The organism is Paenibacillus sp. 1001270B_150601_E10 (genome assembly GCF_015558675.1).
Lineage (GTDB): Bacteria > Bacillota > Bacilli > Paenibacillales > Paenibacillaceae > Paenibacillus_B.
This window is the reverse complement of record NZ_JADMOL010000001.1, coordinates 109,189-135,363: the sequence shown is the minus strand read 5'-3', so window position 1 is coordinate 135,363 and position 26,175 is coordinate 109,189. Positions and strand designations below refer to the sequence as shown.

The 26,175-nt window shown below is 43.2% G+C and carries 27 protein-coding genes and 2 pseudogenes; 25 read left to right on the top strand and 4 right to left on the bottom strand.

Going from position 1 to position 26,175, the window contains the following annotated elements:
- Nucleotides 1-162 precede the first annotated feature (162 nt).
- From I2H74_RS00685 to I2H74_RS25230, 12 genes and pseudogenes are all read left to right on the top strand, one after another.
- Nucleotides 163-573: a MerR family transcriptional regulator gene (locus I2H74_RS00685; protein WP_195570768.1), complete on the top strand. Its 411-nt coding sequence runs from the start codon at nucleotides 163-165 to the stop codon at nucleotides 571-573.
- 66 nt (nucleotides 574-639) lie between these two features.
- The gene (gene glnA, locus I2H74_RS00680; RefSeq protein WP_195570766.1) at nucleotides 640-1,968 is read left to right on the top strand and encodes a type I glutamate--ammonia ligase; all 1,329 of its coding nucleotides are present in this window, start codon (nucleotides 640-642) and stop codon (nucleotides 1,966-1,968) included.
- Nucleotides 1,969-2,479: 511 nt separating this feature from the next.
- Nucleotides 2,480-2,959 (top strand): DUF2975 domain-containing protein, encoded by a 480-nt coding sequence (locus I2H74_RS00675; RefSeq protein WP_195570764.1) that lies wholly within the window; start codon nucleotides 2,480-2,482, stop codon nucleotides 2,957-2,959.
- A 251-nt stretch (nucleotides 2,960-3,210) separates the two neighbouring features.
- Nucleotides 3,211-3,873, top strand: a complete 663-nt coding sequence (locus tag I2H74_RS00670; RefSeq protein WP_195570762.1) for a CatB-related O-acetyltransferase — start codon at nucleotides 3,211-3,213, stop codon at nucleotides 3,871-3,873.
- Between the two features lie 299 nt (nucleotides 3,874-4,172).
- Complete coding sequence (locus I2H74_RS00665; RefSeq protein WP_195570761.1) at nucleotides 4,173-4,853, top strand: queuosine precursor transporter; 681 nt, start codon at nucleotides 4,173-4,175, stop codon at nucleotides 4,851-4,853.
- Between the two features lie 484 nt (nucleotides 4,854-5,337).
- On the top strand, nucleotides 5,338-5,763 hold the full coding sequence (locus tag I2H74_RS00660) for a hypothetical protein (RefSeq protein ID WP_195570759.1): 426 nt from the start codon (nucleotides 5,338-5,340) through the stop codon (nucleotides 5,761-5,763).
- Between the two features lie 201 nt (nucleotides 5,764-5,964).
- Entirely contained in the window at nucleotides 5,965-6,255 is a 291-nt protein-coding gene (locus I2H74_RS00655) for a hypothetical protein (RefSeq protein ID WP_229106264.1), read from the top strand.
- 331 nt (nucleotides 6,256-6,586) lie between these two features.
- A pseudogene (locus I2H74_RS00645) lies at nucleotides 6,587-6,723 on the top strand (IS1595 family transposase); the annotation flags it as partial.
- 102 nt (nucleotides 6,724-6,825) lie between these two features.
- Nucleotides 6,826-7,056, top strand: a complete 231-nt coding sequence (locus I2H74_RS24405) for a hypothetical protein (protein ID WP_324253968.1) — start codon at nucleotides 6,826-6,828, stop codon at nucleotides 7,054-7,056.
- A 594-nt stretch (nucleotides 7,057-7,650) separates the two neighbouring features.
- Nucleotides 7,651-8,607, top strand: a complete 957-nt coding sequence (locus tag I2H74_RS00640) for a VOC family protein (protein WP_195570753.1) — start codon at nucleotides 7,651-7,653, stop codon at nucleotides 8,605-8,607.
- 268 nt (nucleotides 8,608-8,875) lie between these two features.
- On the top strand, nucleotides 8,876-9,013 hold the full coding sequence (locus I2H74_RS00635) for a hypothetical protein (protein WP_195570752.1): 138 nt from the start codon (nucleotides 8,876-8,878) through the stop codon (nucleotides 9,011-9,013).
- 148 nt (nucleotides 9,014-9,161) lie between these two features.
- Nucleotides 9,162-9,368 carry a hypothetical protein gene (locus I2H74_RS25230; RefSeq protein WP_195570750.1) on the top strand — a complete coding sequence of 69 codons (207 nt, stop codon included), beginning with the start codon at nucleotides 9,162-9,164 and terminating at the stop codon, nucleotides 9,366-9,368.
- 352 nt (nucleotides 9,369-9,720) lie between these two features.
- Here the strand turns inward: I2H74_RS25230 and I2H74_RS00625 are convergent, their stop codons facing one another.
- Complete coding sequence (locus I2H74_RS00625) at nucleotides 9,721-10,095, bottom strand: hypothetical protein (RefSeq protein ID WP_195570748.1); 375 nt, start codon at nucleotides 10,093-10,095, stop codon at nucleotides 9,721-9,723.
- Nucleotides 10,096-10,679: 584 nt separating this feature from the next.
- Here I2H74_RS00625 and I2H74_RS00615 point away from each other — a divergent pair.
- The gene (locus tag I2H74_RS00615) at nucleotides 10,680-10,994 is read left to right on the top strand and encodes a hypothetical protein (RefSeq protein ID WP_195570745.1); all 315 of its coding nucleotides are present in this window, start codon (nucleotides 10,680-10,682) and stop codon (nucleotides 10,992-10,994) included.
- 118 nt (nucleotides 10,995-11,112) lie between these two features.
- On the opposite strand, the gene I2H74_RS00610 is transcribed toward I2H74_RS00615, so the two are convergent.
- Nucleotides 11,113-11,448 carry a hypothetical protein gene (locus I2H74_RS00610; RefSeq protein WP_195570743.1) on the bottom strand — a complete coding sequence of 112 codons (336 nt, stop codon included), beginning with the start codon at nucleotides 11,446-11,448 and terminating at the stop codon, nucleotides 11,113-11,115.
- 207 nt (nucleotides 11,449-11,655) lie between these two features.
- Nucleotides 11,656-12,285, bottom strand: coding sequence for a transcriptional repressor LexA (gene lexA, locus I2H74_RS00605; RefSeq protein ID WP_195570741.1), 630 nt, complete (start codon nucleotides 12,283-12,285; stop codon nucleotides 11,656-11,658).
- Between the two features lie 181 nt (nucleotides 12,286-12,466).
- Here lexA and I2H74_RS00600 point away from each other — a divergent pair, with 181 nt between their 5' ends.
- From I2H74_RS00600 to I2H74_RS00550, 11 genes and pseudogenes are all read left to right on the top strand, one after another.
- Complete coding sequence (locus I2H74_RS00600) at nucleotides 12,467-12,835, top strand: LysM peptidoglycan-binding domain-containing protein (protein WP_195570739.1); 369 nt, start codon at nucleotides 12,467-12,469, stop codon at nucleotides 12,833-12,835.
- Between the two features lie 162 nt (nucleotides 12,836-12,997).
- Nucleotides 12,998-13,216 (top strand): DUF896 domain-containing protein, encoded by a 219-nt coding sequence (locus I2H74_RS00595; protein WP_195570737.1) that lies wholly within the window; start codon nucleotides 12,998-13,000, stop codon nucleotides 13,214-13,216.
- Nucleotides 13,217-13,343: 127 nt separating this feature from the next.
- Entirely contained in the window at nucleotides 13,344-13,850 is a 507-nt protein-coding gene (locus I2H74_RS00590; RefSeq protein ID WP_195570735.1) for a methyltransferase, read from the top strand.
- A 17-nt stretch (nucleotides 13,851-13,867) separates the two neighbouring features.
- Nucleotides 13,868-14,677 (top strand): HAD family hydrolase, encoded by an 810-nt coding sequence (locus I2H74_RS00585; RefSeq protein WP_195570733.1) that lies wholly within the window; start codon nucleotides 13,868-13,870, stop codon nucleotides 14,675-14,677.
- Between the two features lie 320 nt (nucleotides 14,678-14,997).
- Nucleotides 14,998-15,417 (top strand): FixH family protein, encoded by a 420-nt coding sequence (locus I2H74_RS00580; protein ID WP_195572071.1) that lies wholly within the window; start codon nucleotides 14,998-15,000, stop codon nucleotides 15,415-15,417.
- 230 nt (nucleotides 15,418-15,647) lie between these two features.
- A complete protein-coding gene (locus tag I2H74_RS00575; RefSeq protein WP_195570731.1) occupies nucleotides 15,648-16,676 on the top strand; it encodes a putative 2-aminoethylphosphonate ABC transporter substrate-binding protein in 1,029 nt (342 codons plus the stop codon).
- A gap of 81 nt (nucleotides 16,677-16,757) precedes the next feature.
- Nucleotides 16,758-17,795, top strand: coding sequence for an ABC transporter ATP-binding protein (locus I2H74_RS00570; protein WP_195570729.1), 1,038 nt, complete (start codon nucleotides 16,758-16,760; stop codon nucleotides 17,793-17,795).
- 7 nt (nucleotides 17,796-17,802) lie between these two features.
- Nucleotides 17,803-19,491, top strand: a complete 1,689-nt coding sequence (locus tag I2H74_RS00565; RefSeq protein ID WP_195570727.1) for a putative 2-aminoethylphosphonate ABC transporter permease subunit — start codon at nucleotides 17,803-17,805, stop codon at nucleotides 19,489-19,491.
- Between the two features lie 31 nt (nucleotides 19,492-19,522).
- Nucleotides 19,523-20,320 (top strand): phosphonoacetaldehyde hydrolase, encoded by a 798-nt coding sequence (phnX, locus tag I2H74_RS00560; protein ID WP_420707402.1) that lies wholly within the window; start codon nucleotides 19,523-19,525, stop codon nucleotides 20,318-20,320.
- On the top strand, nucleotides 20,320-21,474 hold the full coding sequence (gene phnW, locus I2H74_RS00555; RefSeq protein ID WP_195572070.1) for a 2-aminoethylphosphonate--pyruvate transaminase: 1,155 nt from the start codon (nucleotides 20,320-20,322) through the stop codon (nucleotides 21,472-21,474). Before phnX ends, phnW begins: the two co-directional genes overlap by 1 nt.
- A gap of 48 nt (nucleotides 21,475-21,522) precedes the next feature.
- A pseudogene (locus I2H74_RS00550) lies at nucleotides 21,523-21,729 on the top strand (saccharopine dehydrogenase NADP-binding domain-containing protein); the annotation flags it as partial.
- Between the two features lie 242 nt (nucleotides 21,730-21,971).
- Here the strand turns inward: I2H74_RS00550 and I2H74_RS00545 are convergent.
- Nucleotides 21,972-22,514 (bottom strand): 1,2-dihydroxy-3-keto-5-methylthiopentene dioxygenase, encoded by a 543-nt coding sequence (locus tag I2H74_RS00545; protein ID WP_195570723.1) that lies wholly within the window; start codon nucleotides 22,512-22,514, stop codon nucleotides 21,972-21,974.
- A 171-nt stretch (nucleotides 22,515-22,685) separates the two neighbouring features.
- Between I2H74_RS00545 and metH the strand changes: the two genes are divergently transcribed.
- Complete coding sequence (gene metH, locus I2H74_RS00540; RefSeq protein WP_195570721.1) at nucleotides 22,686-26,123, top strand: methionine synthase; 3,438 nt, start codon at nucleotides 22,686-22,688, stop codon at nucleotides 26,121-26,123.
- Nucleotides 26,124-26,175 lie beyond the last annotated feature (52 nt).

The window sequence follows — 26,175 nt, the reverse complement described above, 5'->3', positions numbered from 1 at the left end:
TAGTACAGGCTCCTTTTAGCGAACTAGAATGAATGGTACAACTAGGAAAAACGATCTCCGGAATTTGGTTGTGAGTTATTCTAACATAGCTTGACACGTATGCTTCCGAGGAGTATGATGGAAAATAGGATTGGTAATCTTGATGAGGAAGGTTGATGAGCGATGGGTGATGAGATTCGCAGAAATATGGCGTTGTTTCCAATCGGCATCGTAATGAAGTTGACTGATTTGACCGCACGTCAAATTCGGTACTATGAGCAGCATGAACTCATTATGCCAGCGCGAACTTCAGGGAACCAACGCTTGTTCTCATTTAATGATGTCGAACGTTTGTTGGAGATCAAGGCATTAATTGAGAAGGGCGTAAACATTGCCGGAATCAAGCAAGTGCTGGATCCGGTGTCGAAGGGATCAGATGAGGCAACGGTCCTCAATGATGACTCTGAAACGAAACGCAAGGAATTATCCGATATGCAGCTGCATCGTATCTTGAAGCAGCAGTTAATGACCGGAAAAAGACCGGGGCAGGTGTCTTTGATTCAAGGGGAGTTGTCTCGTTTTTTTACTAAATAGTTGTAGTCGTCCAATTTCATTCTAGTTTTATATTCTAGTATTGTTAGCTAAAAGGAGTTGTATGTCGTGGGTTACACTAAAGAAGATATTATGCGCATTGCCGAGGAACAAAATGTCCGTTTTATTCGCTTGCAATTTACGGATCTGCTTGGAACGATCAAGAACGTAGAAATTCCTACGAGCCAACTTCAAAAAGCACTCGACAACAAAATGATGTTTGATGGATCCTCCATCGAAGGTTATGTCCGTATCGAAGAATCCGATATGTATCTTGTACCGGATCTTGATACTTGGGTTGTATTCCCTTGGGTACAAGAAGATCGAGTGGCACGTATGATTTGCGATGTTTACATGCCGGATGGAACGCCATTCGCAGGATGTCCTCGTGGAATTCTGAAGCGTGTGTTGAAAGAAGCAGAAGAAATGGGCTTTACGGCAATGAACGTTGGTCCTGAACCAGAATTCTTCCTTTTCAAAACGGATGAAAAGGGTAACCCTACTACTGAATTGAATGACCAAGGTGGTTATTTCGACTTGGCTCCTACTGATCTTGGTGAGAACTGCCGTCGTGAGATCGTATTGAAGCTTGAAGAAATGGGCTTTGAGATCGAAGCTTCTCACCACGAGGTTGCACCAGGCCAGCACGAGATCGACTTCAAGTATGCGGACGCGATCAAAGCGGCTGACCAAATTCAAACCTTCAAATTGGTCGTGAAGACTATTGCTCGTCAGCATGGACTTCATGCGACATTTATGGCAAAGCCATTGTTCGGCGTGAACGGCTCTGGTATGCACTGCAACATCTCCTTGTTCAAAGGTGCAGAGAATGCATTTGTGGATGAATCCGATTCCCTTGGATTAAGCACGGATGCTCGTTATTTCATGGCTGGTATTATGAAGCATGCACGCAGCTTTGCGGCAATTTCGAACCCGACGGTGAACTCTTACAAGCGTCTTGTTCCTGGTTATGAAGCGCCTTGCTATGTCGCTTGGTCTGCTAGTAACCGCAGCCCAATGATTCGTATTCCTGCTTCTCGCGGGCTTAGCACGCGTATCGAAGTACGTAACCCAGACCCTTCCGCGAACCCTTACCTGGTTCTTGCTGTTATTCTTAAAGCAGGTCTTAGTGGTATTAAGGAGCAATCCAAGCTTCCAGCACCGACAGACCGCAACATCTATGTTATGACAGAAGAAGAGCGTATTGCTGAAGGCATTCCTAGCTTGCCAGCAAGCTTGAAGGAAGCTCTGGATGAGTTGCTTCGCGATGAGACGATCTGTGATGCACTTGGCGAACATGCCCTACAGCATTTCTATGAGTTGAAAGAAATCGAGTGGGATATGTACCGCACTCAAGTTCATCAATGGGAACGCGATCAATACATGACCTTATATTAATTTTTTCAGCCCTAGAGCCGTCTGGCTTCTGGGGCTTTTTATTGTTGGACGATTATAAAATTGGATACGATGGTTATTGTAATGCCCAAAAATTCCCCAACATTTTTATTTATTCTTTGCAAAGATGAATCAATTCAGCAACATCAAAACCTTGATCTGACTAACTTTTTTGACCATAGCCGCAAAAAAATAATGGATGGACCGCTTTAATGGGATTACATCAAATCTATTACAGCATTATTTGGCTTGGTTTCGTTTTATAGACAGCAAGGAATATGAGAATACTTCATCAAAAAATATGTTAGACAACGGGCAGTTTTGTTGAACAAGTAGTAAATTTAATATTTTATTAAAAGAGCATTTCTTTGTAATAAGTAATGTTTTTAACTTTTTTATAATTATAGGAAATTATAATAACAATAATAATATAATAAAAAACAATTAATATATATTGTAAAACGATAAATTCCATGCTAGAATCATGTTATCATAAATAAGTGGGGTATTTTAAATGAGTGTTAAACGAGGTTCAACCACTTTCTTGAAGGTAATTATTTTTCTGGCTGGAATTGCAGTGCTTTCTTTGTGCATCTGGTTGCCTGTGATAGCCGTTAGAGATGCACGGTTACATCCAGACACGGCTTACTTCCTAATTCCCTTTTTAGTATGCGCATACGGATTCTGTATTGCGTTCTCTGTTGCGTTGTATCAAGCATATAAACTATTGACCTACATCGAAAAGAATAATGCTTTCTCTGAATTATCGCTTAAATCTTTGAAGATTATAAAGAAATGTGCATTTACAGTCATTTTTCTCATTTTGTTAGGAATAGTAAGCTTAAAAGTATGTGCTAAAGTTACAGGTGGTGATGCAGCTCCTATACCATTAGGTCTAATGGGTATTCTAGCAACAAGTATCATCGCAGCCATTGTGGACGCACTTCAAAAGCCATTAGAAAATGCCCCAGATATAAAGTCAAAAAACGAATGAACGAGCAACTTCTATTCTTGTGCCCAGGATGAGAAGCTTTGACTTTTTCAATGGAACATTCTTTTATAAAAACAAAATCAATGCCGTACATGATTTGACTAGTACTATTTAATGGGCTACAATTTTCTTTACTATTAAAGAAAGGCTGAAGACAATGATTCGTCGTTTGAAGAAGTTTAAAAATGTAGCTCAGGTATCAAGCTTCTAAGTATGTGGTCGAATTTGATTACTTAGAAGCGAGGTATATGATTATGAATCATCCATTATATAGACATTGGTCAGAAACAAAGTATTTAAAAGACATTGTAACAAACCCTCTTATTGAAGTTGGCGAGTATTCCTATTATTCGGGATATTATGGAAATCAAAATTTTGAAGATGGTTGTGTGCGGTATTTATGGGGTGATTCTAAATCGCAAGAACTGTTTAATCCGATTGAACAGTATGGTTGGCATCTAGATAAACTCATTATTGGGAATTATGTTTGTATTGCAAGTGGAGTAGTCATTTTAATGGGGGGCAATCACAACCACCATCCAGAATGGATTACAGTTTATCCATTTCTTGAGCAAATCGAACAATCCTATGAGCCAAAAGGAAATACGGTCATTAAAAGCGATGCATGGATAGGAATGAATGCGATCATCATGCCAGGCGTTACGATTGGCGAAGGAGCCATCATTGCATCTGGATCTGTGGTGTCAAAAGACGTCCCCCCATATACGATTGTTGGCGGTAATCCCGCTAAAGAAATCAAGAAACGGTTTACCGATTCAGAAATAAATAGATTATTGGAGATGCGCTGGTTTGATTGGGATCGGGAAATGGTTGAAAGAGCGATTCCCTTGTTATCAAGTCCATCCATTGAACCGTTATATGCGTTTTATAACAGTGAGGTAAAGGGAAAACAGTAAGGTTTGCATGTGATTTGAGCCCTAGAGCCGCAAGGCATCTGGGGCTTTTTAGTGTCTTGCCATGTTCCATTTAAGATGTGGGACCATTATCAGTATGATACACTTATTCGTCCTTCCTTATTTGAAATTCACCACTAAGGTCTGTTGTGCTCATTCAGCCATTAGCTTCATTTTTGACATAGATTCCAACTAGCAAGTTTGTTTCATGTATGATATAGTGAATTCTGCTTTGGCAAAAAAGCCATAAAGCCGCGGTTCGTAACCATCCCGCGTTATCAAAACTAGGAGGAGAGAGTTCGTTGTATAATTTAGGCTTAGGGATTTGTTTTGCCCTTGTTAACTTTGCGTTGTTTTTAATCTGCTATCGCATGTTTGGCAAAATAGGGCTGTATGCTTGGATTGGTGTGGCTACCGTTATTGCCAATATTCAAGTGACTAAAAATATTGAGATGTTTGGCTTTGTAATGACGCTCGGAAATACGATATACGGCACGATTTATCTAACGAGCGACCTACTAAATGAGAAGTATGGCGAAGCAGAAGCGAAGAAAGCGGTATGGTTTGGCTTCTTTACGCTCATTATGACAACGATCATGATGCAGATGGCGCTCTTGTTCAAGCCGCATGAATCGGGCTTAGAAGCGCAATCCGCGCTTGAGATGATCTTTGGGCTGATGCCTAGACTTGCATTAGGCAGTTTGTCCGCATACTTTGTCAGCCAATTCTTAGATGTCCGTCTTTATACGATCATAAAGAAGATCTTCAACAAGCCTCATCAGCTTTGGATTCGCAGCAATGGCAGCACGGGAATTAGTCAGCTTGTGGACTCAGCTGTTTTTTGCACCATTGCGTTTGCGGGCTTATATTCATGGGGCGTATGGTTGGATATCTTCATCACGACTTACGTGCTGAAATTTGTTGTTTCGGTAGCCTCAACACCTGCCTTATATTTAGCGCGAAGCTTTAAAGAAAGAGGATAATTCAACATACCACATGTTCTGTTTATAACAGACGCATGTGGTTTTTTATATGCTTCGTAAGAATGGGTGTAGTTTTATTTAGGCTATTAATTATTAATAACATCAATTAATATAATTAACGTATGATTGCCTTTATTTACACAATCTACAAATTCCATTTCACTAAACTGGAGAAGAGAGGAAAAGAGAGGAGAAGGAAATGTCGATTGTGTTAAGGGTAATAGCTGTATTTTCCCTGGTGGGGAGTGTGGTAATGGGGTCAAAGTTGGACAAGAAGTGAATGAACTGTATGAGTTGGTGAATATAACACCTGTATTTCAATGGAAGCTTGCTTTGTCATGGTGGTGCAGTGGTGTGGTTGCATGTCTTGTATTTATGTCTCTGGCAAGCCTGATGGATGATGTAAAAAGAAATAAAAGAAAAGCTCAATGCATCTATTCATATCAGTAGATCTAGATCGAAACTGCAAGGAGAAGGACTGTTCGTGTATCTAAACGCATACGTAAGGGGATACGCTGATACTATAACGATATATAGAATTGCTGTCTGTGGGAAATCTTTGCTGGTAGGTCATTTAGTCAATACTTTATTATCTTATCCTGACGTTCCATTTGAGTTTCGTGGGATCTATCATCCGGATACGGGTAAAGAAGCTGGTTCTCCTAAATATCGCTTAAGTGATCGGCTGCTGTATCCAAAAGAGCTGCAGATGATTAAATATGTTCGATCCCAGTTAAAGCAAAAGAGGAATGTTGTGATCTATGCAACATTTACAGGTAAATTAAACACGTTAGAGAGAATCGAAATGCTGTTAAGGGAAAGAGGAATAAAAACAGCTATTCTCTCTTCTAATATTCCTGGACCTAAGCGTGAAGAATGGATTGAAGAGCGAGTCCAAGAAGGGGTGTAAGTCCTTTTATGCAATCCAATTTTGGTATCGACAGGACTTGATTTTCTTCAGTTTCCATAACTTCTTTTTTACCAAACAGGATATCGTTTAAACATTGTACGACAAGCATCTAGACGTGCTTGGAGGATTGGCCAAGAGGCGAAATGTTTAACGACCTACATGACTTATAGACTTACCATGCAAGAGCTCGCTATTAATTTGATGGCCAAGAAAATGGCAGCTGCGTTAGCCATTGAGGGTCAATTCAGTAATGAGGGCCTTGCCGCGCTTACGGAAGGTGCCGGTGGAAGTTTGGCAAGTGAACTAGCAAAAAGGTTTATTGAAAAGGACGTTGCGGGAGTAGAAAATGCTGAATCAATTTGGGGTAAGATGACAATGGATTCGTTTATTGTAGATTCGCCTTCCGATGAGCAGCCACTAAGGAAAGAATTGAACTATCAATATGACGGTGCTTCAAAAGAATCAAAGCCCAACTGGACTATGCTTTGCTGAATATTGATAAGCAACACGAATTTGTATTAACTGCTGACCTTGTTGGTGTTAGTCTTACGTTTATTCCGGAGTGTACGTTTCAGGAAGAAGTGAAGTTCAGACGATGGATTTTGCAACTACTTGATAAGCCGGTACAAGATCAGGAATGTCATGAAGTGAGAATTATAGTAGACAATAGAATGAAAAAGAAAAAGAAGAAAGTAGATCGAAGTGAGCAGCAGCTTGCTTTTGCATTTTGAGTATTGAGTCATATTACTTCAACTATATTTGAAAGCGCTGAGAATAGCTCAGCGCTTTTTTTATTTGGCTCTGTTAAAGTTAACGGTGTTGTACTAAGTATCTTAACAATTACCTTGCTTGGTTTCAGGTTAGAAAGCATTCAACATCTAAGAAATGAAGTAACTATGAACAACTTGATTATTAGAGGGAATTTGGTAAGAAACCTATGATACAATTAGATTAACCTAAATTTGTGATTTAACATTATATCTTATCCAACTAACGGGGCAGGATAATTGAATAAAGAAAATTGAAAGGAAAGTAATTTATAAAAGAAGGTAGGTATATAAGGTGGACTTATTACTCTGGATAACTATTGGCTTCCTAATAATCGGATTTGTTGTTCTCACTTCTATGAAAAAAGGTATGGAAAGTAATCTCGCTTTTATAACAGCAAATATGGAAGACGAGGAAAGTTCAACAAAAGCTAAATTCATAATTTGGTGGATAGTGAGTGCCACAGCTTGGGGAATAGTGAGTATGATTCTTGTTGTTTGGTGGTTTCATAATCACTTTGGATAACTGTTGGTTTCAAATGTACTCCAACAAAACGGGTGCGTTAGTTAAAGAAGACTGCACTAAGAATTAGAACTTCCAGATAATCGGAAGTTCTAATTTTTTAATACTTATTAAACGTCTTTTTTGCAAAAACTGTAGTCATGAATTATTAGCTGTGAGTCCTTCTGAACGAGAACTAATAATTTTAGGTATTGAATTGACCGAGAAGTAAGTGCCTGACATAATAAACGCTTATAAATTCATACGATAAGGATACACCATCAAAAATTGAATTCGGCATCTTGTATTTCTTTTTCCAGGACAACTCGAACAAATAGGCATCTTGCTTCCTTTTCATTGAATCTGCGTCTATGGCCAACAATTCTATGAAGGGCTGGGGGGTGGACAATGTGGTCCTTACTTCCCTTTCCTTTGTTAATCCGGATCTGGCAGTAAAGATAGTATATTGATTAGCTCACTAGCCCGGACGAGAGTATAAGGATTTTTACGATTATCATGTCTTGAAAATTCTTGGCTGATTTTTAGAACGGTTTTTATGAAGATAGCGAATACTCAGTATGTTTTGATTGAATCATTGAATTGAAGGAGTGGATGCAGATGCATGCTGAAATCAAGTTCATTCATCACGTCGGCCATGTAGTCTCCGATATGGAAGCTGCACTTGAACTGTACAGAAAACTGGGATTTGTGTGTTCGCCGCCGTCCTATCCGGCGATGTCCGAAAATGAAGGAGAACCGCCGAAGCCGTTCGGAGCAGCCAATACGCATGCCGAGTTTCAAGGAAGCTTCATCGAAATCGTAACGGTTGTCAAACAAGGCGCGAGAATTCCTGACAGTGCTAAACTCGTTCCGCTGCAGGCATCACCGGACGTGCTAAAAGCAATAATTGGAAAAATCAAACAGACTGTCGATACAGTCTCTAGGTATCTGTCCCGTTATGAAGGAGCGCATATTCTTTGTTTCGGTACCGAGGACGCCGACAAGACAGCGGATCGTTTCCAAAAGAAAGGAATCAGTCATAGCGGCGTTAACACCGTGCAGCGACCTCTTGAGAGGTCCGAGGGGATACAATTCGTCCCCGTACGTTATTTGGAAATCGATGGGGACAACGTGCATGAAGGCCGTCTGGCCGTAGCAGAAAATCCACCCTCAGCCATCGTGATAGAGCAAGTACACCCAAACCATCCGAATGGGGCAACGGACCTAGTCGAATCAATCCTATGCGTAGACGATTCCGAACTGGACGAATTCATTCGGCGATATGGCCAATACTTGGAATGTGAGGTCCAGACGGATGGAGTGGCTCACATCTTTAACTTGGCAGGATCTCGTATCACCATCGTTCCCAGAACGAGATTATCAGAACTACTACCAGGAGAGATGCCCCCCCCAGTTCCGGGATTTGCCGGGTACGTGGTAGCAGTGCGCGACATCTCCCACACCAGAAGCTATCTTGAAAAGAACGATTTACCGGTAGCTGAGACGGCCTCAGGCGACCTTTTCGTACCGGCGGCCTCGGCGCTCGGTACTGCTATCGTGTTCAAGGAAGGGTAGCCGCGGAAATCAAACAATCCTTGTCAAATCGTGATAGGTTTCTCATTTATAGTCAGGCAGATTAACTCCCACGTGATTTTACTAAAGGGGAAAGAGAGTTGAGGAGCTAGCTTGGAGGCAGTTCCTTTTTTTGTTGAAGTAACGGGCAGGATAGTTGAATTGCCTTAAAGCATGGTGAATTTACGAAGATCGTAAATAAGACGGTTAGGCGAAACTTTCAAAATCTTATTTTAAAGACAAGCCACATTAAATCATGGAGGAAGCGAACATGATTCAATATTTTTCATCCGTTTTATTTGTAGAAGATATTACTGCTTCTTGGATATTTTACGAGGAATTATTAAATCAACAAGTAGAGATAGACTATGGAGTAAACATTGGATATGTGGGGGAACTTTCAGTATAGAGGAAGGATGTAGCACATTAAAACATATTTAGAAGATTAGAACATATAAATCCAATCAAGAATTAGTAGAGAATGAGGAGCATCAAATTGAATTATACTTCGAACCAGATAACATAGATGATGTTTATAAAGGCTAACAGAGAATCAAATGGATTTGGTTCGTGACATACTTGAGCAATCCTGGAGGCAAAGAGTATTTAGAGTATATGACCCGGTTAAGTACATTATTGAAATAGGTGAACCAATGAACGTGGTTATCAGGAGGTTTTATGAAAGCGGTATGACTTTGGAAAAAGTTGCAGAGAGGTCTTCAACACCGCTTAATATTGTTACTAATGTGGTTGAGAGTAAGTAACATCATACCGGTTGATTGCAATACATTTACATGATAATAACGGAAGTTATGCCCAACATGGTTTACCCTTTGACGGTACGATTGATTGGTCTACAATTATGAAAAAATTTAGGAAACAGATTATCAGGCGCGACTGCAATAGAGGCGTTTGAACGAGCAAAAAAGCTGGAAGCATTACGCTAACGGGGAACGATAGTTGAATAACACACAAAATAAGCAGGCTAAAGAAGCCTGCTTATTTTTTAAGCTAAAAGGCTTGATCGAGGAATCAATGGATAGCTGGTGACGGCTATAAAACAGCGGGTGGCAAAGGCCATCCGCTATTCTGCTTAATGTACTTGCACCTGTGTATTCATCCGTAACTGCTGCAGCTGTGAATCCCTGTGATCGAAAGATCGCGTTCCTTCTCGAAGAGTTGATAAGGAGCAGCGACAGCAGCTGTTAAAGAAGATACAGATTCAGGGAGCTCGATAGCTTGGTCATCCACTATAATAATACTGTCCCCACCGCGAATCGTGAAGGATCGGCCTTCATATACAATCGTATAGGAAAGTGTGCCCGATGGATCTTGATTGGTCGCAAACTGAGCTCCGAGTGCTCGGGTAATCGTAGTTATCAGGATATAAACTGTATTTGCACTCATTCGCGGAGCAAATATCGAGTTGATCACTTGTCCATCAATCATGATGTCTACAGCAATATTGGTCTTAATCGGGTGATAGATCATGTCATCGGGTGAATCTGCCGTTGCACCAACTGAATTTAAATGCTAGCCGCCCCAACCACACACTTCGCAGAAGCGGATACAGGAATCGCTGTCCCGACAAGCACAATGATCATGGCGATGATCAGCGGCTTAAACATTTTGGGGTGAATGAACTTTGATCCAAGTAGCGGCAGCAATCATTGAGAACGATGAAAGTCAGGTCCTCATCGCTCGACGTCGACAGGTTAGTCGTACGCGAGATGTGGGAGTTTTCAGGCGGTAAGTTGGAGCACGGGGAATCCGTTGAAGTGTGCTTGAAGCGAGTTTATTCAATACGATTCTGCTTGATTCTTGTACGGCAATGCCGGCATCGATCGGCAGCCGTGTTATGCTAACAGGCAGGATAGTTCAAAAGTTTCGCGAATGCCCTATATATGGAATTATTTACGAAGTTCGTGGATTGGGATAACCTTTCATCGCACTAAAAATGAATAATTGAACAATGAATCAAAAATAAAATGTAAAGTTATATAAATATGCTAGTGTTTACATACAGCTTTTGTTATAGTTGTATGGTATAAAATGCCTAGATAGGGGAGTGCTGTATGACTAATTCAAAAATTATGAAATGGATTACAGGTGCATTTGAGCTGTTTCTTGGAATACCTGTCCTTGGCGGTTTAATTATAGTGGCCACAGGATACACACCACTCGGCGTTATGTTCATTTTGCACATTGTGACACTGATTCTTTCTGCCAGAAACAATGAATCGAAGTATGGTTCGGTAGTCGGTATTGTTACTTCATTGGTTGCTTGGATACCGTTTGTAGGGATGATCATGCACATTATTTCTGGAATACTGCTTATGGTAAGTGCGGCTCAGAAGGAGAATGTAAATCGCCCTACACACTTTATGTAAACTTTTTGCTGCAATTCATGGTTACAGATCGTGTCATGTTGGTCCATGACTAGATAGCTAGAAATGAGAACAGATAATGGATAAAAGCCGCTGTGAATACTCGCAGCGGCTTTTATCATTATTGATTGTTATACGAAGTATACGATTGTGTAGGCACTTGAGCAGACAGGCTTGGATGATAACCTACATTTGTATAGCCGTATGATCTTCCGGCAGATTCCAAGTGGTTGCACTCTTGCAAAATGGACTGGAATTGGGAAATGACTGTTTGGTGGCCCTGTAGTGCAGTTTGAATGGCTTGAGCTGCTTGACGTTCGCGTTGTGCTAGCATTTCTAATTGCTGCGCATTTTGAAGCTCTTGTTGCAGCAGTTGCTGATACTTCACGCTTGCTTGGTTTGTTTGTTGGATCAGTTGTTCAATCGTTTGACGAATTTGCTGTGTATGAGAATGCATTTGAGTGTCCTCCTAAATGGTAAAATTACGGTTTCGTAGTAAAACCTGAATATAGATTGTGCTGTTATCAGACGGACTATTCATAATTGTGGGCGCATATCATAATAGATGAGGTCATGATAAACAAAAAGACATGTTAACCAATTGGCTACATGTCTTTCAGAATGATGAAGGATTTAACAAAATGATCCCATCGTACATATAAAATTAGTGGAAATCACGGAACAATCCGATAACTTTACCCAAGATCGTCACGTGCTGGAGACGAATAGGCTCCATCGTCGTATTCTCCGGCTGGAGACGGATATGATCTTTCTCCTTATAAAATGTCTTAACCGTAGCTTCGTTCTCCTCGGTCATAGCGACAACAATATCACCGTTATTCGCTGTTTGCTGCTGGCGAACGATAACATAGTCACCATTATGTATGCCGGCTTCAATCATACTTTCGCCTTGTACAGACAGCATGAATACCGTATCCTCATCGCCGACCATGTGGAATGGAAGGGAGAAGTAATCTTCAATGTTCTCCGTAGCTGTAATAGGTTCCCCTGCTGTTACCTTACCTACGATAGGAACACGTATAAAGGAATGATTGTATTCACTAATGCGTTCGGACTGCTCATGGCTTAGAAGCTCAATCGCTCTAGGCTTAGTAGGGTCACGGCGAATGTAGCCTTTTTTCTCAAGACGATCCAAGTGACCGTGAACTGTAGAGCTGGAAGCAAGCCCGACAGCTTCGCCGATCTCACGTACAGAAGGCGGATAGCCCTTGAGACGAACTTCGTTGCGTATAAATTCAAGAATCGCTTGTTGACGACTTGATAGTTTCGACAATGATATCAACTCCAATGAGTACACTTTTAAGAAAGTATATCACAGAACCTCCGTTCGCACAAACGTAAGTTCTAAAACGTGAAAAAATACGAACGACTGTTCTAAAAACATATTGACTCAAACAAGTGTTCGTGTTAAATTATCGCTATGAAACAGAACAAACGTTTGGAGGCGTCGGAAGATGTATACAAGTTACCAATCTATTTATTCACAGGCCAATAAGCAGAGAACTCATCATACATATCAAGTGGACGTTCGCAAAGTGCGTCGATTTATCGTTACAGCTCTAATCGTTTTATCTTTATTCATTGCTTGCGGTTCAATCGTACAAGCATGGACACAAGATAAGGATGATACTCGTTCCTTATATAAAGAAGTGATTGTTATGAATGGTGACACCTTATGGGGAATTGCGAAGGAGTATTTGCCTGCTGGCATGGATATTCGTGATTTCGTTAATGAGATTGCAAACCATAATGGCATTCAGGGTAGATACTTGATGTCAGGAGAAATTATTGAAGTGCCTATTTATGATAAAGACTCCAAATAACCTGGATGTATTTTTCTGTAAAAGGATGAATGGTTTCCTATAGCATGTAGATATGATGTTAGATTTGGAAGGTTGATTTCACTGTCAGGGCAGAGACTTGACAACGTCTCTTCACCATGTCAAAGTAAAGGTTAATGCAAGGGTAGACATGGAGGATTGAGAATGAATAACGAGAAGCTAATCGCACGTATTAATGAATTAGCCCGGAAGCAAAAGACGGTTGGTTTGACAGACGCTGAAGTTCAAGAAAGAGCCAAACTGCGCGAACAATACTTGGTTCTATTCCGAGCTCAAGTTCGTCATCATCTGGATAATATTCGCTATGTAGAAGATGAAGACGGGGAACAAGAAGCAAACTCTGATCCTCGCAACTTTCATTAATACGTAGTCTATATAGAATCATGAGCCTGCTGAGCTATTCAGTCAGGTTCATCTGTATGATCAGCCATAGCTGTATTGTACAAGCATCTAGATCGATATGAGCATAGGAATAGGAGGACAAGTACATATGTCGCGTTCGTGGGAACGTCAGGTACGCAAAAATAGTGAAAACCTTTACAAGAACCGCCAAAAAAGTGGTGGTGGGACTGTTCAGAAGCCGGGACAGCCAGATGAATTCAAAGGGCGCAATATCATATTGCCGAGCGTGCTGCTTATTTTGACTGTCGTCTATGGGTTCATGTTCCAGTTTTCGCAAGAGCAATCCACAACCCTATATTGGATCACCATTGTGCTGTATATTTTACTTGCATTAATGATCTTTTTCAAAAGGCCCTATCTTAAGGTCGCAAAAGATCATTTGGTTACGACAAAATGGAACCGAGTTAAGGTGCTGTATGCAAAGGACATCAAAAAGATTCATTTAACAAAGGGCTCTGTTCAGATCGAGCCAGCTAAGAAGGGATCGAATTGGGTGTTCGTTCGCTTGACTAACCGCTTTGACACCGATGCAATGGCGGAACGACTCATTCAATTTGCTCAACAAAACAAAGTTGAGTATGAACAATCGAACTGAGTGGGAGTGGGGGAACCATGACAATTAAAGCGGTATGTTTTGATTTGGATGATACGCTATTGTGGGACGAACGAAGTGTTCGTGAAGCGTTTGAAGCGACTTGTCAGTATGCAGAGCAGCAGTCAGGAATAGATGCAGAGCAGCTTGAGCTAAAAGTTAGAGAGGCTGCAAGAAGTTTATATGCTTCGTATGAAACCTATTCGTTTACTCAGAACATCGGAATCAACCCTTTTGAGGCGCTTTGGGCGCATTTTACTGGCGGAGAACATACCGCTTTTCGTACATTGGAAAAGATTGCGCCAGAGTATCGGGCTGCAGCATGGACAAATGGACTGTTTTCACTTGGAGTTGACGATCCTAAGCTAGGGGAGACATGCGCAGAGCTGTTCATGACAGAACGCCGCAACCGTCCCTATGTCTATGACGAGACATTTGAAGTGCTTGATCGACTGCGTGAGCGTTATCCGCTATTGCTGCTGACCAATGGTTCACCTTCTCTCCAGCAGGAGAAACTGGATGGTGTTCCGGGCATCGCGAGCTACTTCGATCATATTGTGATCTCGGGTAATCATGACCATGGCAAGCCTAATCGCAGCCTTTTTGAGCATGCGTTGGATTTATTGGGTTTAAAGCCTGAGGAGACAATCATGGTTGGAGATAAGCTGACAACGGATATTATTGGTGCAATTCAAATGGGAATGCACAATGCATGGATTAATCGCCATGAGATGAAGCCAAGTGAGGATATTACGCCAGAATATACAATTACGTGCTTGTTGGAATTGTTTGACGTTATAGAAACAATAAATCAACAGCAGCCAGTATAACAGGTTACAAACGAATAAGCTATTTACAGTTGCATCACTTAGAAGAGCTATTCTACTTTTGATGAACGCTTACAATGACAAAGAGAGCTTACGTATAACGTAGGCTCTTTTTTATATTCTCGATGATAGGATAAGTAGCACATTAACAATTGTCCCTTTAGAACTGAAATGATCGAGATATGCCATTCACTGTGATGCTTGTCACAAAATATTCAAGAGTTAGGTGGGGATATAGCTCCATCGAGTCATTTGTAATGAGCTATAGTATATATATGGAAATGGAAAAATGATGAAGTGATAGTTGGGGGGAGTGATTGAATATGTGGAAGCGTGTCGGTGTGGTCATGATATTGGTTGCTAGCCTATTAACGGGGTGCGGCAGCAAGGATGCACAGCAAGATGGAGGCAATCATGGCGAACATAATATGCAAGAGGGGACCGTGGAATTGATTAATGTTGAGTTAAAGGTTCCAACCGATATTCGAGTCCAGGAAGAGGCCACCTTTGAAGCGGTGGTAACATTGAAGGACCAGCCTGTCAAAGAGGCGGAAAAAGTAGAGTTTGAATACTGGATGGAAGGTGACGAGACCCATCAAAAAGAAGAGGCCGTAACAGGAGGAGATGGAGTGTATGTATTAAAGCATACATTTGATAAGCCAGGGAAATACACGATTATCTCCCACGTATCGGCAGAAGGCATGCATTCCATGCCAAAAAAAGAATTTGAAGTAAAAGAATAAGGACCAGACATAAGCTGAAAATGTTCGTTCTTATAGCTTTCAAGTTATGAATGTTGAAAAAGACCGTTGGCGGATTTGCGCTAATGGTCTTTCTTTTTACACAATGATCCATGCTGTTACAAATCTATACAATACCTTTACATGGCGTTAATTTGAAATTTACGTTAAGTGTCTATTCTTAGAGATGTCACACACACAACAATTGATCCAGTAGAGGAGCGATACCTAACATGAAAAGGTGGATAACGCTAGTATTAACGATCATGATGAGTTTAAGTTTTCTAGCTGCTTGCAGCACAGGGGGACAAAAAGAGATTACGGTATATACCGCATTAGAAGATGACATCATTGAAACCTACACCGCTTCCTTCAAAGAAAAGCACCCAGATATTAAATTGAACATGGTGCGAGACTCAACAGGTGTGATTACAGCAAAATTGTTGGCGGAAAAGGACAACCCGGTAGCAGACGTCGTATGGGGCGTGGCAGCAACAAGCTTGTTGGTATTGGATCAAAATCAAATGTTAGAGGGCTATGATCCTAAGGGGATTGAGAGAATTCAGGATCAATTTAAAGATACGAACAGCCCAGCAAAATGGGTAGGTATTGATGCATGGGAAACGGCTTTTATTGTGAATAAGCCAGAGCTTGAGAAACGCAACCTACCGATTCCTACCTCGTACGAGGATTTGATTAAGCCAGAGTATAAAGGTCTTATCGTTATGCCGAACCCAGCCTCATCGGGAACAGGATTCTTGACAGTCAGTGCGCTTATTCAGCTGTATGGACAAGACGAAGCTTGGACGTATATGGATAAGCTTCATGAGAACATGGCGCAATATACGCATTCTGGCTCTAAGCCAGCGAAAATGGCCGGTGCCGGTGAGTTCCCGATTGGCATTTCCTTCGGCTATCGCGGAATTCAAGAAAAGAATGGCGGATCTCCAGTAGAAGTTGTGTTTCCTAAAGAAGGATCCGGCTGGGATGTTGAGGCTAATGGCTTGATGAAAAAAACTGAAATCAAAGAAGAAGCGAAGCTGTTCTTGGATTGGGCCATTTCGGATGAAGCCATGAAGGAATACAACAAAAATTACGCCATTATCTCATTGAAATCAGAAGGTACGATTCCAGAAGGCTATGAGAAGGACCCGATGTCTCAGCTTATTCCAAATGATCTGCAGCAAATGGCGGCTCAACGCGACGCGGTATTGAAGCAGTGGCAGGAGAAATACGACGGCAAGAGTGAACCGAAATCTTAATGATTAAGTCAATCTAATGGAGATTGAGCGCATCAGAGATTGCGACGCTTCAGCAAAGTTTAGGAGAATGGAGTGCACGTCATGAATCAACCTTACTTGGAATTACAAGCGATAAGCAAATCCTACGGCTCTTTTCTAGCCTTGGACAGGATCAGCCTGAATGTGCATCAAAATGAATTTGTATGCTTATTAGGCCCGAGTGGATGCGGGAAATCCACCTTGCTCAGACTGATTGCAGGACTTGACAGCATGAACCAAGGATCCATTCAACTGATGGGAAATGACATTACCCATGTAGCGGCTGGGAAAAGAGATTTTGCGATGATGTTTCAATCCTATGCGCTCTTTCCCAATATGACAGCAGCACAAAATATTGCTTACGGGCTAGAAAATAAAAAGTGGAATAAGCATGACATCAAGGAGAAGGTGAAGGAAGTCCTTGAGCTCGTCAATCTGAGTCATGTTGCAGACAAGTATCCAGCACAGTGCTCTGGGGGACAGCAGCAGCGCATCGCACTCGCGCGTGCACTAGCCATGTCTCCAAAGATTCTGCTTCTGGATGAGCCACTATCCGCTTTAGATGCAAATGTGCGAGAGAAGCTTCGTTATGAGATTCGGCTGCTTCATGACAAGCTTGGCATGACAACAATCATGGTTACGCATGATCAGGATGAAGCCTTAACGATGGCAGATCGGATTGTGGTGATGAATGAAGGTCATATCCTGCAAGCCGGTTCTCCGCAGGACATATATGAACAGCCGCAGAGTCCATTTGTAGCACATTTCATCGGCACCATGAACTTCATTCCAAAGTGGAGTCCAGAATCAAGTGCTGAGAACAATGTGTATGCCATTCGTCCTGAACACGTTCAATTAAGCCGAGAACGGAAGGGTGGTCTTGGTGAAACTGGAAAAATTGAAAATATCGAATTCCGAGGGTCGTTCTATCGTCTTACGGTCCGTGCGATGAATCAAGAATATGAAACAATTCTTATCGATGTATCGCCACAGATTCTTCATCAATTAGAGCTAAAACGAAGCGATCCTATCATGTATACCTTGCCTTCAGAACGCATCATTACTTTTGGCCAGCAGCTGCGCTCCGCAGTAAACAGCTAAGGAGGTCATGACATTGAAGCATGAGCTGAACATACAGCGTGGAATGATAATCGTCATGACATTGTTTCTAGCTACTGCAGTCCTATTCCCGCTATTCTCATTGTTCACACAAGTCTTTATCAATGAAGAGCATCAATTTGTAGGCTTTGGCTTGATTGTACAGTACTTGTCATCACCAAGTCTGGTACAATCCATTATTCAAACTTTGAATATTTCTGTAATCAGCTCGATGATCGCGGTTGTGCTTGCCTTTATTTATGCATACGGGGTAACGCGCGTTTCGCTAAAAGGAAAAGCCTGGCTGAAATATACAGCGCTGCTCCCTTTATTTGCTCCATCCATGATGCATGGTATAGCGCTAACCTATTTGTTTGGAAATCAAGGTGTCGTCACGACCGGGGCTTTCGGTACGTTACCTGGGGTTTCTATTCCGTTATACGGCCCTGTTGGCATTATTATTTCGGAAGTGATGTATACCTTTCCTCAGGCTTACTTGATTCTGCTCGTTTCTTTTGCTATGGCAGATTACCGACTTTATGAAGCAGCTAAGACGATGGGGGCAAGTGGTTATCGACAGTTTCGTACGATTACATTGCCATCAGTTAAGTATGGCTTGCTAAGCGCCTTTTTTGTTGCATTCACGCTTGCCTTCACTGATTTCGGAGCACCTAAGATTGTAGGAGGCAATTACAATGTCCTAGCGACAGATCTATACAAATATGTGATCGGGCAGCAAAACATGTCCATGGGTGCAGTAGTGGGGCTGGTGCTGTTAGTGCCTGCGCTTGCAGCATGGTGGGTTGACCGTTATGTATCGTCAAAACAAAAAATATCCTATTCTTCTAAAGCAGTTCCTTATGTCATCACTCCAAATCCTCTCAGGGACCGGGTGATCGGCAGTATATGTTACATCATTTCAAGCTTAATTATCTTATTGATAGGCACAGTGGCATGGGCGTCACTTGTAAAGGTGTGGCCTTATGATCTTTCCCTTTCATTCAAGCACTATGATTTTTCTAAAGCAGCAGGTGCTGGAATGAATCCGTATTGGAACAGCATATGGGTCTCGCTGTGGACGGCGATAGCAGGAACGGTACTCACCTTCGTTACGGCGTATGTGGTTGAGAAGATGAAGGTGCTGCCCATCATGCGCAACGCAACGCGATTGTTAGCGATAATCCCACTTGCACTGCCTGGATTGGTCATCGGGATCGCCTATATTTTTTTCTTCAATATGAAGGGCAATCCGCTGCATGTCATGTATGGAACCATCAGCATTCTAGTACTGGCGAACATGGTTCACTTTTTCTCCGTTTCTTATGTAACAGCTTCATCGGCACTTAAAAAGCTGGATTCTGAGTTCGAGAATGTGTCTTCTTCTTTAGGCGTTCCATTCTATCGAACGATGTACAAGGTCACCGTACCGATGACACTAAGTGCCATTTTAGAAATTGGCATGTATTACTTTATCAATTCCATGGTTACGATCTCAGCAGTCGTATTCTTGTATGCGGCAGACCTGAAGCTGGCTTCGGTTGCGATTGTCAATATGGATGATGCTGGAGATGTGGCACCAGCAGCTGCATTATCGATGCTAATTGTGATTACGAGCATTGTCGTTCGCGCCATCTATGAAGGAATCACGGCGCGTCTTCGAAAACGAAACGATCGTTGGAAGCAGCGGACGACTGATTAAGGATAAATAGTGACCTAGAGGAGGAATGAACATGATTGAGGCTATTATTTTTGACTGGGCGGGGACAACTGTCGATTATGGCTGTTTTGCACCGCTGCAGGTGTTTAAGCAGGTATTTCAAGAGCGAGGCATCGAGATTACGGATCGGGAAGCAAGAGAGCCGATGGGCATGCAGAAAAGAGATCATATCGCAGCGATCTGTCAGCAGGAGCGTGTTCGTCAGATATGGGAGGAGAAATACGGGCAATTTCCAACTGAGCAGGACATTGACGAACTGTATGCGCGTTTTGAGCCTGCTTTATTTGACATCCTTCATCAATTTGGCGCACCGCTTGAAGGCGTGTCGGAAATGGTGGCTTCTTTGAAGAAGCAGGGGTTAAAGATTGGCAGTACGACAGGCTATACCCGAGAAATGATGAATATTATCGTGCCTGAAGCAGCAAAACTCGGCTATTCGCCTGATTGTCTGGTAACGCCTAACGAGGTACCTGCAGGTCGTCCATATCCATGGATGATTTACGAGAATATGAAGCAGCTGTCTGTCTATCCGCCTGATCGAGTCATGAAAGTAGGAGATACCGTAAGTGATATGCATGAGGGTCGGAATGCTGGAGTTTGGACGGTTGGCATTCTTGAAGGAAGCAGTGAGCTTGGGCTCAGCCGGCAGGAAGTCGAAGCGTTCGATCCAGAAGAGCTGGAGGCGCTCAAAGCAGAGGTTGAAACCCGTCTTAAAGAAAGTGGCGCCCATCTTGTCATTAACTCCATTAATGATGTTCCACAGGCAATTCGCCAGATTGAAATGCTGCTAGCGACAGGAGGCCGTCCATGATGAATATTGCCGATACTGCGAATCCTAATCAAGAGTTTGATTTAAATGGAAATAAAGAATCCCACTACTTGCTCCTAACTCCTGGACCTTTAACGACTTCGAAACCCGTTAGAGAAGCGATGATGCTGGATTGGTGTACTTGGGATGAGGAGTATAAATCCATAACCGAAGCGATACGCGATCAGATCGTTCAACTTGCTCAAGCTCGTCCCGAAACGTATACAGCAGTGCTCATGCAGGGCAGTGGCACTTTTGCCGTAGAATCGGTTATCGGCAGTGCAATACCTCAGAATGGCAAACTGTTAATCGGTGCAAATGGTGCTTATGGAGATCGCATGGCTCAGATTGCATCTACATTAGGCATTGAGCATGTGGTCATGACGGAATCACATGTTGACCCGTTGTCTCCAGCGAAGCTGAAGCGCTGCTTGGAGGAACATGAAGAGATTACCCACGTTGCCTTCGTGCATGGGGAGACCACGTCTGGTATGTTGAATCCGCTGAAAGAGCTGTGTGAAGTAGCTAAGCTGCACGATTGCACGCTGATTGTGGATGCGATGAGCACATTTGGTGGCATTCCTATTGAGGTAGAGGCACTTGATATTGACTATATCGTCAGCAGCTCGAATAAGTGTCTGCAAGGCGTACCCGGCTTTGGTTATGTTGTAGCAAAGCGGAGCAGTATGGAGCGAATTGCGGGCTATGCTCGTTCGTTATCCCTAGACCTTTACGACCAGTGGCATACCATGGAGACGTCAGGCGGAAAATGGCGTTATACCTCGCCAACACATACGGTGCATGCCTTGTCGGTAGCGCTTAAGGAGCTGCAGCAAGAAGGCGGAATTGAAGCACGTTATGAACGGTACACAAGCAATCATCAAGTGCTGGTGGAAGGAATGAAGGAATTGGGCTTCATGCCTGTGCTTCCTCCTGAACAGCAGGGCCCTATCATTACAAGCTTCCATTATCCAAAGGTAGAGGGACGTGAATTTGTATTCAGCACGTTCTATGAGGGGATGAAGAAAGAAGGCTTTGTTATTTATCCTGGGAAACTAACAGAAGCGGATACATTCCGTGTCGGCACGATTGGACATGTATTTCCTGAGGATATGAAACGATTTATCCAAGCCGTTAGTCGCGTAATGGAAAGTTAATATCAATTAGGGGCTCATGTTGATAGAGATGGGACAGGAGGATGGATGATGAAGGTATGCTGCTTAGGCGATGCGGGGAAGATTGCTAGAGAAGCGGTGCTTGATCTTGTTCAATCCTATTCTGTTGAAAAGATCACAATCGCAGACTTTAGTGTCACAGAAGGTCAGAAGGTTGTAGCATGGTTAAATGACCCGAGAGAGGACTTTGTGCAGGTTGATGTAAGACAAACAGAGGAGACCGCATACACGAGGAAATCACGTTTCTTGATGAAGAGGAAATCGCAGTTTATTAAGAGCTCCGCCATATAAAATAATGGAACGATAATAACCCCGCTAGGCAATAAGGCCTAACGGGGTATTGTTCCTAAATTGAATGCATAATTTTCTAAATTTATAATGCCAGTGCTCAATCGGATGATAGATCCCCAACATCAATCACATTCGCTCCGCTTTCAAACGTCCACGATATGGTGTTCTCATCATTGTCTAAAGAAGGCTTATGCCTTGATAAATGAAGGATCCTCATAAGGATGTGCTACCCAGCCCTCTGTTTCGATAAAGAGACGCACGGCAACAATCTTTTTGGACTCTGTCAGCGTAAAGAAATGAGGAATGTTTTCAGGAACGGAAATGACGTCTCCTTCTTGCACAAGCACATCCATGTATCCTACATCATCCGATCCTTTAATGATAAAGATTCCTTCACCCGCTGTAATGGCACGAACCTCATCCTCGGTGTGCGTATGCACCTGCTCGAACTTTTTGAGCAGCTCTTCGATATTCGGAGTAGCATCGGACAAGGAAATAATGTCCCATGTCAAATAGCCGCGGCGAGAAGCAAGATCACGAATGTCTGCATCAAATGCATCAAGAATGTGCTGCTTCTCTGCATCTGACAGGTTGAACTTGTCTCGCAGCGCTTCTGGAAGCTTTGCAGCATCCCAATGCTCGTATAATACGCCTTGCTCATTCAGGAATGAACGCACATTCTCTTCTCCAGTAATAACCTGATCGGTGTTGCGAATACGTATTTGTGCCATGTTAATTCCTCACTTCTCCAATAAGATTAATTAACTGGTATTATAATACATAGGAAATGATTGGGCAAGAAAACATTTCGGGAATGAATTCCTTTCTTTCCTAATGGGGTGAGTTCTGATACACTTATTTCTAATGTTTTGACATGAGTATAGATAGAGGGTGGCAACAGGATGAGTAAACGTACGTTAGAAGCGAGTCTTCAAGAGCGCATTCTTATATTGGATGGTGCCATGGGCACCATGATTCAGCAAGCCAATCTAACGGAAGATGACTTTGGGGGGGAAAGTCTTGACGGATGTAACGAGATCTTGGTCGCTACACGTCCTGATCTCATCTCTAGCATACACGAACAATATCTTGCCGCTGGCGCGGATATTATTGAGACGAATACGTTTGGTGCAACAAGCGTCGTACTAGCCGAATATGATTTGCAGGATCGGTCGAGGGAGCTGAATCTGGCTGCAGGCCGATTGGCTGTAGAAGCAGCGAATAAATATTCAACACCGGAACACCCACGCTATGTGGCGGGGGCAATGGGGCCAACGACAAAGACTTTATCCGTAACCGGCGGTGTTACTTTTGACGAGCTTGTTGACAGCTATTATGAACAGGCTATCGCACTAATAGATACAGGTGTGGACTGTCTCTTGCTTGAGACCTCTCAAGATACACTTAACGTAAAAGCAGGCTCAATCGGGATTATGCGTGCAATGAAGGATTCCGGCAAGGAGCTTCCCATCATGATATCGGGTACGATTGAACCGATGGGTACAACGCTTGCGGGACAAAATATTGAATCATTCTATATCTCTTTAGAACATTTAAAGCCGATTTCGATCGGTCTTAACTGTGCGACAGGTCCCGAATTCATGCGTGACCATCTTCGCACACTTGCTTCCATTGCGAAGAGTGCCATCAGCTGTTATCCGAATGCAGGACTTCCAGATGAAAATGGACAGTACCATGAATCGCCGGAATCGCTGGCGCGAAAGCTTGGCACGTTCGCAGAGCAGGGCTGGCTGAATATTGCAGGAGGCTGCTGTGGAACGACGCCAGCACATATTGCAGAGATGGCCAAAGTTATGGCAACCTATGCACCTCGTCGTCAGTCTGGAGAGCATCCAGCTGCGGTATCAGGAATTGAAACGGTCTATATCGAAGATGAGGGCCGCCCTTACATGGTAGGCGAGCGTACAAACGTGCTTGGTTCCCGCAAGTTCAAACGTCTTATCGCAGAAGGCAAGATTGAGGAAGCATCAGAGATTGCGCGCGCACAGGTGAAGAACGGTGCTCATGTCATCGATGTCTGCTTGCAGGACCCTGACCGTGACGAATCAGAAGATATGACGGTCTTTTTGCAAGAGGTTGTTAAAAAAGTCAAAGTACCGCTCGTGATCGATTCCACGGATCGAAACGTAATCGAGCTATCCTTGAAATATACACAGGGAAAAGCAATAATTAACTCCGTTAACTTAGAGGACGGATTAGAGAAGTTCGAGCAGGTTGTGCCGCTCGTACATCAATATGGGGGAGCGCTCGTTGTAGGTACGATTGATGAGCGCGGCCAAGCGATTACGAAGGAAGACAAGCTCGCTGTAGCGAAACGCTCGCATGATATACTCGTAAATGACTTTGGCATCTCTCCAGAGGACATTATTTTTGACCCGCTGGTGTTCCCTGTTGGAACAGGGGATGAACAGTACATTGGCTCTGCAAAGGAGACTGTCGAAGGGATTCGTTTGATCAAAGAGGCACTGCCTGGAGTTAAGACGATCCTTGGGATTAGTAATATTTCCTTCGGCTTGCCAGAAGCAGGCCGCGAGGTTCTAAACTCCGTGTTCTTGTACGAATGTACGAAGGCAGGATTGGATTACGCGATCGTTAATACGGAGAAGCTGGAGCGTTATGCATCTATACCGGAAAACGAGCGAAAGCTGTCTGAGGAGCTTTTATATAACACTAACGATGAAACACTGGCAGCCTTCGTAGCACTTTTCCGAAACCGCAAGGTAGAGAAGAAGGAGAAGGCTATCAATCTAACGCTTGAAGAGCGCCTCGCTTCATATGTAGTAGAAGGCACAAAAGAAGGACTTCATGCCGATCTAACGGAAGCTTTAACGAAATATTCACCGCTCGATATTATCAACGGTCCGTTGATGAAAGGGATGGAGGAGGTTGGCCGCCTCTTTAACGCAAACGAGTTGATCGTAGCGGAGGTGCTTCAAAGCGCAGAAGTGATGAAGGCTTCCGTTGCTTTCCTGGAGCCGCACATGGAAAAGGCGGAATCCGCAGTGAAGGGCAAGATTCTGCTTGCAACCGTTAAAGGGGACGTTCACGATATCGGCAAAAACCTTGTTGAGATTATTCTAGCCAACAATGGATACAACATTGTCAACTTGGGAATCAAGGTTCCGCCTGAGCAGCTGATCGAGGCCTACCATCGCGAGAAGCCAGATGCCATTGGCTTGTCCGGATTGCTGGTTAAGTCCGCTCAGCAGATGGTCATTACGGCACAGGATCTTCGTACTGCGGGCATCGATGTTCCGATCTTAGTCGGCGGTGCAGCATTGACACGGAAATTCACGAAGAATCGCATTAGCCCAGAATATGATGGGCTCGTTCTATATGCGAAGGATGCGATGGATGGTCTCGATATCGCAAATAAGATCATGAACGACGGAGAGCGACGTATCTTGATTGAAGAGCTGCGCGCTCATAAGGAGAGACTTGCAAGAGAGATGGAGGAAGAAAAGACGCTTCCGACTTTAACTCGTGCGGTGCGTTCCAATATTAAGGATGCACAGGTCTATATTCCGCCAGATTGCAGCCGCCATGTGCTGCGTGATATTCCAACACAGCAGATCGTGCCATACTTGAACATGCAGATGCTGTTAGGACATCATCTTGGTCTAAAAGGCAATGTGGAACAATTGGTAGCCGCTAAGGATCCAAAAGTGCTGGAGCTGAAAGAAACTGTTGAGACGCTGCTCCGCGAGGGTTCTGCGAATGGACTATTACAGGCCAATGCCATGTATCGTTTCTTCCCAGCCCAATCGGAAGGGGATTCGATCCATATCTATAACCCGGATAATCACAACGAGCTTCTCCATACCTTTACGTTCCCAAGGCAGCAGGTTGATCCGTTCCTTTGTCTGTCTGATTTCCTTCGTTCAAAGGAAAGCGGGATTATGGACTATGTTGGCTTCCTTGTTGTAACAGCAGGGCGCGGCATTCGGGACCAAGCTGAAGAGTGGAAGCATGATGGTCAATATCTGCGTTCGCATGCTTTGCAATCATTAGCACTTGAGCTTGCGGAAGGACTTGCTGAACGCGTTCACCATATGATGCGCGAAGTATGGGGCTACCCGGATCGTGAGGACATGACGATGAAGGAGCGCTTTGGTGCTCGTTACCAAGGGATTCGCGTATCGTTTGGTTACCCCGCTTGTCCGAATCTTGAGGATCAAGAGCCATTGTTTAAGCTCATGCAGCCAGAGGATATTGGGGTCGAACTCACGGAAGGATACATGATGGAGCCGGAGGCTTCAGTCAGCGCTATGGTGTTTGCTCATCCGCAGGCCCAATATTTTAATGTAGATAAGGCATAATTCATATTCAGTTAAGCTTCTTTCAACGAAATAAATCATGATTCTGCTTAAT